Raw genomic sequence first — 11,932 nt, forward strand, 5'->3', positions numbered from 1 at the left:
CAAAACAATAATAACAATGAAGTTAAAGACTAAAGACAATCCATTAAAAACCCTCATAGTAATCTCCTCTTTGCTCTTATTTTTACTGGGGTCTCAAAAAGGGCATTCCCAGGCCGAATTTACAACCTGGGGAAATATGACCGGAATTCGTGTGGATAACCAACTCATGGAATTTAATACCAGTCTCGCCATTGAAAACCAGTTTGGCGACATTTGGCGCACCAGAAAAGAAGGCCAGGAAATGGATTTTACCCGAAATGCAAAAACTAAGGTTTTCACCTATTCCATGAGAGATATTGAGTGGTCTCAGTCCATTGAAACCCTTGGAAAAGGAAAAGCAGAGGTGGAAGTTACTTTTAGATCACCAAAAGACACTCTTATAAATGGCGCCTACTTTAGTATGGAACTTCCGGAGGAATTTGGCCCGGAAACGAAGTTCAGGTTTATTAGTCAGCCAAGTCTTGGGTTGAATGATATTAAAACCTCTTCTTCAAAAGCCAATTTTAAAGCCCCGGCACAAGGCGTGACAATCCAGGCACCTAAACGACAGTTGAATATTACATTTCAGAAGCCTACAGAGGTGATGATCATTAAGAATGATTCAGGAAATGCAATTCGCTTGAACTTTGTACTGGCTTCAGGTGAAGTTGAGGAAGACCAGCTTTACCGAAACACCTTTGTAATTTCAGCTTCAGGAGAAATTGATAAGTCCCCGATAAGCCTGGAGGTATTTCCTGATCAGGAAGGAAAAATTTTTGACGGAATTGGTGGAAACTTCAGACTTCAGAATCCGAAGACCGATCCGCAGGTCATTGACTATAGCCTTGAAAATTTAAATGTTACCTGGTCAAGGGTTGAAATGCCTTGGCTGCAATGGCATGAAGAAGAGAATGAGGATCCTGCTGCAGAAGCGAAACGAGGTAAACTTCATCCAAAGGTAAAAGCTGCCATGGAAATGGCTCAGCGCCTGGACCAGCAGGGAATTCCGGTAATGCTTGCGGCATGGTTCCCGCCGGACTGGGCCATTATTGGAGAAAAATTCCGCGGAAAACGTCCTGACGGAACCATGGGAAATCTACTGGACCTCAGCAAAAAAGATAAAATATACAGATCTATCACTTCTTACATAAAATACATGGAAGAAGAATATGGGGTGGAAACAGTGCTGTTCTCCTTCAACGAATCTGACCTGGGGATCGATGTGCGTCAAACTGCCGAAGAACATAATCAGCTTATAAAGGAACTAGGGGCTATGTTTAGAGCGGAAGGTTTACAGACAGAGTTTCTCCTTGGTGACACTGCAGATCTCAATGGCTGGGAATTCACTACCCCTGCCTCTATCGACCCTGAAGCACAGCCTTATATTGGCGGGGTTTCTTTTCATTCCTGGAGAGGCTGGACAGATGAAAACCTCATCAAATGGCTTGATATTGCAAACCGCGTAGGCGAGCCGCTCTTCGTGGGCGAAGGAAGCATAGATGCAGGAGCCTGGAGGTATCCTCAGATCTTTGAGGAGCCTACCTATGCCCTTGATGAAATCGACGTCTACCTAAAAATCATGAACATTGCGCAACCAAGGTCTATTTTGCAATGGCAATTAACAGCAGATTACTCTCCACTTTCAGGAGGTGGAATTTTTGGTAATGACCAAGACGAACTTTATCCAACACAGCGCTTTTACAACCTTCAGCAGCTGGGATCCACCCCAAAAGGGTTGAAAGCCCTGCCGGTGAAGACAGCTCAGGAGGATCTAACCGTGGCTGCTTTGGGAGATAAGGAAACAGGAGAATATGCCATTCATTTAGTAAATAAAGGGGCAACAAGAAAAGTCATGTTGAAAGGTCTTCCAAAAACGGTTCAGGAAATGGAAATTTTCATTACCAATAAGAACAGATCATTTGAAAAAACGGAAACAATTAGTGTTCAAAATGGTAAAGCAGAATTCACACTTGAAGGAGCCGGCTTTACCTCTTTAATGACAGCCAAAAAGTAGTTCCTTTCCCAATTTTATGAAGAGCGGCCATTTTATGGCCGCTTTTTTTTTGTAATTCATAAAAATTTAATTCCAAAATTGTTGATTTTTGCTATGCGTGCATAATAAAATTTCCTAACTTTGGATTCCTATGAAAGATAAGACCATTGATTATGTGTTGCGTGCTACCTGGATTGCTGTAGCAAAAATGTATAATGAAGAAGCCAGCAAGGAAGGCAGCACTATGGCCACAGGCTTTGCGCTGTTAAGCATAGATCCCGAAAGAGGTACTCCATCAACTTCCCTGGGCCCTAAGATGGGCATGGAAGCAACAAGTCTGTCCAGAACCTTAAAAACCATGGAAGAAAAGGGTCTTATCATTAGAAAAAAAAACCCTGAGGATGCCCGAAGTGTTCTTATTCATCTTACAGATTTTGGAAAAGAAATGCGAGATTACTCAAAAAAGGTGGTGCTTCAATTTGATGAGGCCGTAAAAAGAAAAGTTTCAGAAGAAGATCTTAATACCTTTATGAGGGTTGCAGAGAAAATCATGGATCTCATTTCTTCCCGAAAAATATATCAGGAAGAGGAGACTGTATTAAAACCTACAAAATAAAATATTCAGAAGTAAAAACCTGATCATCAAAAATCAACTAGACAATGAAACGAAGAATTAAAAAAGTTGCAGTCATTGGCTCCGGAATTATGGGAAGCGGTATTGCCTGTCATTTTGCCAATATTGGCGTGGAGGTACTACTGCTCGACATCGTTCCCAGAGATCTCAACGATAAAGAAGAGAAAAAAGGACTTAGCCTGGAGGATAAACAGGTACGTAACAGGATTGTGAATGACTCCTTACAGGCTGCTCTTAAGTCAAAACCTTCGCCCATTTATCACCAGGATTTTGCCAAAAGGATCAAAACAGGAAACCTGGAAGACGATATTAGCAAGGTATCTGAAGTTGACTGGATCATTGAAGTTGTTGTAGAACGATTAGACATCAAAAAACAGGTTTTTGAAAACCTTGAAAAACATAGAAAACCGGGTACTTTAATTACTACCAATACTTCAGGTATTCCAATAAAATTTATGAATGAAGGCCGAAGTGATGACTTTAAAAAGCATTTCTGCGGCACTCACTTCTTTAATCCGGCGCGGTATTTAAGACTTTTTGAAATAATCCCCGGGCCTGATACTTCCAAAGAAGTCCTGGATTTCCTTAATATGTACGGTGAGAAATTCCTCGGAAAAACCTCGGTAGTGGCAAAGGACACTCCGGCATTCATTGGAAACCGAATTGGAATTTTCAGCATTATGAGCCTTTTCCATACCGTAAAAGATATGGATATGACCATTGAAGAAGTAGATAAGCTCACAGGGCCTGTTATAGGGCGTCCAAAATCTGCCACTTTTCGAACTGTAGATGTCGTAGGACTTGATACGCTGATACATGTTGCCAACGGACTTTATGAAGGAGTACCAAACGATGAACAACACGATCTTTTTAAACTTCCCGATTTTATCCAGACCATGATGGATAACAAGTGGCTGGGAAGCAAAACCGGTCAGGGCTTTTATAAGAAATTAAAGAACAAAGATGGTTCCAGCGAAATCAAATCGCTTGATCTCAACACACTCGAATACCGCGACCAGAAGAAAGCTTCTTTCGCTACTTTAGAATTGACCAAAACAATTGACAAAGTAGAAGACCGTTTTGAAATACTTATTAAAGGAAAAGACAAAGCAGGAGAATTCTACCGTAAGAATTTTGCCTCTCTTTTCGCTTATGTTTCTAACCGAATTCCTGAAATTACCGATGAGCTCTACAAGATAGATGATGCCATGAAAGCCGGTTTTGGATGGGAACAAGGACCTTTCCAAATTTGGGATGCTATAGGTGTTGAAAAGGGCATTGAGATGATGAAATCTGAAGGTTATGAACCTGCAGCCTGGGTAAGCGAAATGCTGGAAAGCGGAAGCAAAAGCTTCTATACCGTAAAAGAAGGAAACACTTATTATTACGATATTCCACAGAAAAAACAAGTTAAAGTTCCCGGTCAAGATGCATTTATCATCCTGGATAATATTCGTGAGAGTAAACAGGTATTCAAAAACAGCGGAGTTGTTGTAGAAGATCTTGGCGATGGCATTTTAAATGTGGAATTCCGAAGTAAAATGAATTCTATTGGTGGCGATGTTCTTGACGGGCTCAACAAAGCCATAGACATTGCTGAAAAAGAGTACCAGGGGCTGGTTGTTGCCAACAATGGAAAGAACTTCTCTGTAGGAGCCAACATTGGGATGATCTTTATGATGGCTGTGGAACAGGAATATGATGAGCTGAACATGGCCATCAAATATTTCCAGGACACGATGATGCGCATGCGCTATTCCTCCATTCCAACAGTTGCAGCTCCACACGCCATGACCTTGGGTGGTGGTTGTGAGCTTTCACTTCATGCAGACAAGGTAGTGGCCGCGGCAGAAACTTATATCGGACTCGTGGAATTTGGTGTTGGGGTGATACCAGGCGGCGGTGGTTCTAAAGAAATGACCCTGCGTGCTTCACAAACCTTTGAAAAGAATGATGTGGAGTTGAACAGACTCAGGGAATATTTCCTTGCGATTGGAATGGCGAAAGTTTCTACCTCGGCTTATGAAGCTTACGATACCGGAATCCTTCAAAGAGGAAAGGACATCGTAGTGGTAAATCCAGACCGTCAATTAGCCATGGCAAAACAGCACGCATTATTGATGGCAGAAAATGGGTATACACAACCTGTCAAGACAAATAATGTAAAAGTCTTAGGAAAACAGGCACTGGGAATGTTCCTGGTAGGAACCGATTCTATGTTCGCCGGGAAGTACATTAGTGAACACGACAAGAAGATCGCCAACAAACTGGCATATGTGATGGCCGGAGGAGATTTATCTGAAGCCACTTACGTAACAGAGCAATACCTGCTGGACCTCGAGAGAGAAGCTTTCCTTTCCCTAACCGGAGAAAGAAAAACACTCGAGAGATTACAGCATATGTTGCAAAAGGGGAAACCGCTTAGAAATTAAGAAATCGTATAGTGTAAAATGTAGATTGTAAAATGTTCTTCAATAGAAAATAATGAACTATTTCAAGGAATTAAAAGTTTGGCAAAAAGGCATTGAATTAGTGACAGAAACTTATTTGTTGAGTCGTGATTTTCCAAAAGAAGAAATTTATGGTCTTACTTCTCAATTACGACGAGCTGCTGTTTCAATTCCTTCCAATATTGCTGAAGGCTGCGGAAGAAAAACTAATAAAGATTTTTCAAACTTTTTAGGAGTAGCACTCGGATCTGCTTTTGAATTCGAAACTCAAATCATAATCTGTAAAAATTTAAATTTTCTAAATGAGAAAGATTTTGAACAATTTGAGAAAGAAGTTCATCATATTCAGAATATGATTATTAAACTACAATCTACTTTATCATAGCACTACTAACTACATTATACAATATACAAAATACAACATACTATGAGCAGAACAGCATACATCGTAAAAGCATATAGAACCGCGGTTGGGAAAGCTCCACGCGGTGTGTTCAGGTTTAAAAGACCTGATGAACTGGCAGCCGATACCATCAAATATATGATGAAAGAGCTTCCGGAACTGGATAAGAAACGAATTGATGACGTAATGGTAGGAAATGCCATGCCCGAAGCAGAACAGGGGCTTAACATGGGACGCCTGATTTCCCTAATGGGCTTAAGCATTGAAGATGTTCCCGGGGTTACCGTAAATCGGTATTGTGCCTCAGGCATTGAAACCATTGCCATGGCTACGGCAAAAATTCAAAGTGGAATGTCTGACTGTATTATTGCAGGAGGGGCCGAAAGCATGAGTTACATTCCTATGGGAGGTTACAAACCTACACCTAATTATGAAGTCGCAAAGAATGGAAATGAAGATTTCTATTGGGGAATGGGGCTTACTGCGGAAGAAGTTGCGAACAGGTATAACATTTCACGAGAGGACCAGGATCAATTCGCATACAATTCTCACCAAAAGGCGCTAAAAGCTTTGAAAGAAGATAAATTCAAAGAGCAAATAGTTCCTATAGAAGTGGAGGAAAATTTCGTCAATGCCAAAGGAAAAAAGGAAACCCGAGAATACACAGTCACTCAGGATGAAGGTCCCCGTGCAGATACTTCCAAAGAAGTGCTCGGAAAATTGCGTCCGGTTTTCGCCGAAGGAGGAAGCGTAACTGCTGGAAATGCCTCACAAATGAGCGACGGTGCGGCTTTTGTTATGGTAATGAGCGAAGAAATGGTGAAAGAGCTAAACCTGGAGCCAATCGCCAGGATGGTGAGCTACGGTGTAGCGGGAGTAGACCCAAGAGTAATGGGAATAAGTCCTGTTATTGCGATACCAAAAGCATTAAAACGTGCCGGACTCAAAAAAGAAGACATGGAACTTGTTGAGCTGAATGAAGCCTTTGCTTCGCAGTCGCTTGCGGTGATTAGAGAAACGGGTTTAAACCCAGACCTGGTGAATGTTAACGGGGGAGCTATTGCAATGGGACACCCGCTTGGATGTTCCGGAGCGAAACTTTCGGTTCAGATCTTTGACGAAATGAGGAAACGCAATCTTAAAAACAAGCATTGTCTGGTAACCATGTGCGTGGGTACAGGACAGGGAGCCGCGGGAGTGTATGAGGTTTACTAGATCTCAAATAAAGAATATAGAGAAGAGATCCAAGAGAAGAGACTTTTGATGCGTGGTAAAAAGAGACATAATTACATAAATTTGAAAATCTGGAAACTTGGATTAGAAATCGCAAAAAATGTGTCTGATATTCTGGTGAACTTTCCAAAACATGAAGTTTATGATCTAAGTTCCCGATTAAGTAGATGCTCTCTGCCAATGCCAAGCAACTTTGCAGAAGGTTCTTCCAGAACGGAAAAATCCTTCAGTCATTTTCTTGATGTCTCCTTGGGGTCATCCTATGAATTGGATACCCCATTATTAGGGGCCAAGCATAGAAATTATACAACTAGAACTAGAGAAGCTCGAAAAGAAGAATGAAGAATTTCAAAAGATGACAATGAGTTTCCAAAATGGACTCATTTAAATCTTTTTTCTTTTCTCTCTTTTCTTTTTTCTACAAAAAATACAACAACACTAACATTAAAACAACATGAGCACAGAAACAGAAAATAAAAAGAAAGATCTTCTCCGCGGAGGACAGTTCCTGGTAAAGGAAACTAATTGTGAAAATATATTCACACCCGAAGATTTTTCAGAAGAGCAAAAAATGATGCGTGATTCCGTAAGGGAGTTTATAGACCGTGAAGTAATTCCGCATAGAGAAGAATTTGAAAAGAAAAATTACGAACTCACCAGGGAACTAATGCAAAAAGCCGGAGAAATGGGCTTTTTGGGAGTTTCAGTGCCCGAAGAATATGACGGGCTCGGGATGGGTTTTGTTACCACCATGCTCGTGGTTGATTATATTTCCGGTGCTACGGGATCTTTTTCCACGGCTTTTGGAGCACATTCGGGAATTGGAACTTTGCCCATTACCCTATACGGAAATGAAGAACAGAAGAAGAAATACCTTCCGAAGCTGGCTACGGGAGAATGGTTTGGCGCTTATGCCTTAACCGAGCCGGGAGCAGGAAGTGATGCCAATTCCGGAAAAACAAAAGCTGTTCTTTCTGAAGATGGAAAACATTACAGCATTACCGGACAGAAAATGTGGATCTCCAACGCCGGATTCTGCAACATGATGATAGTTTTCGCCCGAATTGAAGATGACAAGAACATTACAGGGTTTATCGTAGAATATGATCCTGACAATCCAAACGGAATTTCTCTTGGAGAAGAAGAGAAGAAACTGGGCATCCACTCCTCTTCTACCCGCCAGGTATTTTTCAACGACACAAAAGTGCCGGTTGAAAACATGCTTTCAGAAAGAGGAAACGGCTTCAAGATTGCCATGAATGCTTTAAATGTTGGGCGAATTAAACTGGCAGGAGCTTGTCTTGATGCTCAACGACGGGTGATTAACAATGCTGTTAAATATGCAAATGACCGCGAACAGTTCAAAACTCCCATTGCAAAATTTGGGGCCATAAAATCTAAACTGGCAGAAATGGCAACTTCAGCATACGTAGGCGAATCTGCTTCCTATCGCGCCGCAAAAGACATTGAAGATCGTATAGAAATCCGGCAAAGCGAAGGTGCATCACACCAGGAAGCGGAATTGAAAGGCGTTGAGGAATATGCCATTGAATGTTCTATTTTGAAGGTAGCAGCTTCAGAAGATCTTCAGAATTGTAGTGATGAAGGTATCCAAATCTACGGTGGAATGGGCTTTTCGGCTGATGCTCCTATGGAATCTGCATGGAGAGATGCGAGAATCACGCGCATCTATGAAGGAACTAACGAGATCAACCGAATGCTTTGCGTGGGAATGCTTGTGAAAAAGGCGATGAAAGGTCACGTGGACCTATTGGGACCGGCAACAAAAGTAGGAGAAGAACTCACCGGAATTCCTTCTTTTGACAAACCTGATTACTCGGAATTATTTGCTGAAGAACTGGAAATGATCAAAAAACTGAAAAAAGTATTTTTGATGGTTGCAGGAAGTGCCGTACAAAAATTTGGCCCTCAGCTTGAAGAACACCAGCAGTTGTTATTGGCTTCCGCAGATATTCTTATCGAAATATATATGGCTGAATCTGCCATTTTACGCACCCAGAAGAATGCGAAAAGATTTGGAGAAGATTCTCAAAAAGAGCAAATCGCCATGTCTAAATTATATCTATACCACGCTGTTGAAAAGATCAACGAAAAAGCTAAAGAAGGCATCATCTCCTTTGCCGAGGGTGATGAACAACGTATGATGCTCATGGGACTTAAAAGGTTCACTAAATATGAGAATTATCCAAATGTGGTTGCTCTTAGAAATACCATAGCCGATAAAATTACATCAGAAAACAAATACTGCTTTTAATCAAATGACTTAACTATGTTTGATGAGCCACCTTTCGAGGTGGCTTTTTTTGATATTTATTTAACATCAATTGAAGTGTACATTTTATAGATTACAAATAAACCTGTAAACAGAAGAAATGGACACCCTTACTAAGTATGTAATAATAAGTGTTGTAAGCCTATTTACAGTTTATGCGCTCATACACTTCATCCTGAGAAAACTGGGAAAAGATCCTAAAAATGTTCTGCCTCACAACATCGCTACCAGGATCAAATTTCCAATGATCACTTTACTACTCGCTGTGGCCCTGCAAGTGGGATTATTGAGAGAAAATGTTTTTACCAATGAACAGTATAATAATTTTTTTCAGCATACCAGAACTTTATTGCTAATTTTTAGTTTTACCTGGTTTATAATTGTGGGGATAAGGATATTTAAAAAGCAAATTTTACATAGGTTTGACGTAAACACTGCAGACAATTTAAGAGCGCGAAAATATTATACTCAATTTAATATTTTGGAAAGAATTGCTGTCTTTGTCGTGGTTCTTTTCTCTATAGGTATTGCTTTATTAACTTTTGACGGAATCAAAGAAGTCGGCGTAAGTGTACTTACCTCTGCGGGAATTGCGGGTATTATTTTAGGTTTATCGGCTCAAAAGGCAATTGGAACACTACTGGCTGGAATCCAGATCGCTATCACCCAACCTATAAGGATTGATGATGTTGTGATCGTGGAAGGCGAATGGGGGCGAATAGAGGAAATCACCCTCACCTATGTAGTGGTGAACATCTGGGATAAAAGAAGACTGGTCGTACCTACCACCTATTTTATTGACACTCCTTTTCAAAGCTGGACCCGAAATTCTTCAGACATTTTAGGCACAGTATTTCTTTATACAGATTATCATATTCCCCTAGATAAACTGCGGGAAGAATTTACGCGTCTCCTCCACTCTACCGAGTTGTGGGACGGAAAAGTAAATGTCATTCAGGTGACAGATAGCACTGAAAAGACCATGGAAATCAGAGCTCTTATGAGTGCGGCAGATTCCCCTACGGCATGGGACCTTCGGGTGTTCATCAGGGAAAAATTAATTGAATTCATCCGTGAAAATTACCCCGAAAGTCTTCCCGTTTCAAGAGTATCTATTGATAAAAATCATCATCCTGAATAAGATGGTTCAATCTTTCTTCAGAAGTTAACCCATCAGAAAAATTAGCTGCGGTTTCTATCAACGCCAGGTGAGAATAAGCCTGGGGGAAGTTTCCTAATAATCTCTTTGTTTCAAAATCTATATCCTCACTAAACAGCCCCAAATGGTTGCTATAGGAAAGCAATTCATTGAACATTTTTATAGCTTTATCTTTCTCCCCTATTTTGAAAAGGCTATTAATAAACCAAAATGTACAAATAGTAAAAGATGAAGATGGACGCCCAAAGTCATCCTTATTTTTGTACCTGTAAAGTAGACCATTGTAACATAATTCTTTTTCAGTGGCCTTTACTGTGGAAATATAACGGGGATCTTTGGCACGTATAAAGCCATAATTTTCCATAAGCAAAGTGGAAGCATCAAGATCTTTAGATCCATAGGATTGAGTATACGCCTGTACCTCTTCGTTCCATCCATTTTCGTAAATATCATCATAGATCTCTTTTCTAAGGTTTTTCCAATGGGTGTCATTAATACCTTTTCTAAGGATCTCACCAATTTTTACAGCGCGGTCTACAGCCACCCAGCAAAGCAATTTGGAGAATACAAAATGTCGCTCTTCGGTACGAAGTTCCCAGATACCTTTATCGGGTTCTTTCCAGTGTTCTTCAACAATACGCACAATTCCCCTTACAATTGTCCATAATTCTTCACTATTTTCCAGGGAAGTATCAAATTGCATAAACTGCTGGTAAATAACTTCCATTAAAATTCCGTAGATGTCATTCTGCCTTTGCACATAAGCAGCATTCCCAATCCGCACAGGTTTTGAGCCTTTATATCCATCCAGATGGTCCAAAATATGCTCTGTGAGTTCCTTTTCACCATTAATCCCATACATGATCTGGATTTTCTCATCCTTATTCGGAATAATATCTATGATAAACTGAAGAAATTCCTGCGCCGATTTCTTATGCCCAAGACCAGCCATTACTTTTATTACCATAGAAGCATCTCGTATCCAGCAGAAACGATAATCCCAGTTCCTTACTTCTCCAACCGTCTCTGGTAAAGAAGTAGTTGCCGCGGCAAGCACCGCACCCGACTTTTCAAAACTGAGTGCTTTAAGAACCAGGGCACTTCGGGCTATTTCGTTGTTGTAATATTTATATTGAGTGGTAGATTCACTCCAGTTCATCCAATAAGTCTTTGTTCTTTGAAATTTAAGATAAGTTCTCTCAAGAGTCTGCTCCTTAAGTTTCTCGTGGTAACCTAAAAGAAAAAAGGCATTGTGGGAAAGAGTAATTTCTTCTTTATTCAAAATCTTGTCAAGATCAAGGTTAGAGTACAGGTAAAGTGAATCGTACTTTCCTTCCCGGGTAAAACTTTTAATGTAGTAGGTATGATTTTCGTTGTAGGTTTTTTCCCTTGCATAATTGAGCATTGGGTTATAATCTACTTTAAGGGTAGGTGTCCCTTTCAAAATATGAATATATCGAATTACATCTGGCTGAGAATAATAGGAACCATTACTTGAAGGATACCTCGGCATAAAATCAATTACCTGGAACCCATGTTCATCATTGGAAAAGGTAGTACATAAAATATTCGTTTTCCAAAGATATTTCTGAGTGATCTTATAAGTATCGTCCACTTCAAAACTAAAGCTTCCTCCTTTTTCTTCATCAATGATTTTGGCAAAGACCGAAGCCGAATTAAAATTGGGTAAGCAACACCAGTCTAGTGAACCTGTTTTTGAGATCAAAGCAGCGCTTTTACAGTTCCCAATAATTCCGTAGTCTAAATTATCCATATAGTCTTAAAGTT

Annotated in this window: 9 protein-coding genes; 8 read left to right on the top strand and 1 reads right to left on the bottom strand. The window is 40.4% G+C overall.

The window, feature by feature from the left end:
• Positions 1-16 precede the first annotated feature (16 nt).
• From ACOV1Q_RS10045 to ACOV1Q_RS10080, 8 genes are all read left to right on the top strand, one after another.
• On the top strand, positions 17-1,993 hold the full coding sequence (locus ACOV1Q_RS10045; RefSeq protein WP_424494246.1) for a glycoside hydrolase: 1,977 nt from the start codon (positions 17-19) through the stop codon (positions 1,991-1,993).
• Between the two features lie 130 nt (positions 1,994-2,123).
• Entirely contained in the window at positions 2,124-2,588 is a 465-nt protein-coding gene (locus tag ACOV1Q_RS10050; RefSeq protein WP_424494247.1) for a MarR family winged helix-turn-helix transcriptional regulator, read from the top strand.
• 44 nt (positions 2,589-2,632) lie between these two features.
• Positions 2,633-5,038, top strand: a complete 2,406-nt coding sequence (locus tag ACOV1Q_RS10055; RefSeq protein WP_424494248.1) for a 3-hydroxyacyl-CoA dehydrogenase/enoyl-CoA hydratase family protein — start codon at positions 2,633-2,635, stop codon at positions 5,036-5,038.
• Between the two features lie 52 nt (positions 5,039-5,090).
• A complete protein-coding gene (locus ACOV1Q_RS10060) occupies positions 5,091-5,441 on the top strand; it encodes a four helix bundle protein (protein WP_424494249.1) in 351 nt (116 codons plus the stop codon).
• Between the two features lie 42 nt (positions 5,442-5,483).
• Entirely contained in the window at positions 5,484-6,674 is a 1,191-nt protein-coding gene (locus ACOV1Q_RS10065; RefSeq protein ID WP_424494250.1) for an acetyl-CoA C-acyltransferase, read from the top strand.
• A gap of 48 nt (positions 6,675-6,722) precedes the next feature.
• Positions 6,723-7,034: a four helix bundle protein gene (locus ACOV1Q_RS10070; protein WP_424494251.1), complete on the top strand. Its 312-nt coding sequence runs from the start codon at positions 6,723-6,725 to the stop codon at positions 7,032-7,034.
• Between the two features lie 112 nt (positions 7,035-7,146).
• Positions 7,147-8,967, top strand: coding sequence for an acyl-CoA dehydrogenase FadE (locus ACOV1Q_RS10075; protein WP_424494252.1), 1,821 nt, complete (start codon positions 7,147-7,149; stop codon positions 8,965-8,967).
• Positions 8,968-9,085: 118 nt separating this feature from the next.
• On the top strand, positions 9,086-10,126 hold the full coding sequence (locus ACOV1Q_RS10080) for a mechanosensitive ion channel family protein (RefSeq protein WP_424494253.1): 1,041 nt from the start codon (positions 9,086-9,088) through the stop codon (positions 10,124-10,126).
• Here ACOV1Q_RS10080 and ACOV1Q_RS10085 read toward each other — a convergent pair.
• A complete protein-coding gene (locus ACOV1Q_RS10085; protein ID WP_424494254.1) occupies positions 10,098-11,918 on the bottom strand; it encodes a glycoside hydrolase family 15 protein in 1,821 nt (606 codons plus the stop codon). The genes ACOV1Q_RS10080 and ACOV1Q_RS10085 overlap by 29 nt on opposite strands.
• Positions 11,919-11,932 lie beyond the last annotated feature (14 nt).

This window comes from Salinimicrobium maris (genome assembly GCF_049680855.1).
Lineage (GTDB): Bacteria > Bacteroidota > Bacteroidia > Flavobacteriales > Flavobacteriaceae > Salinimicrobium.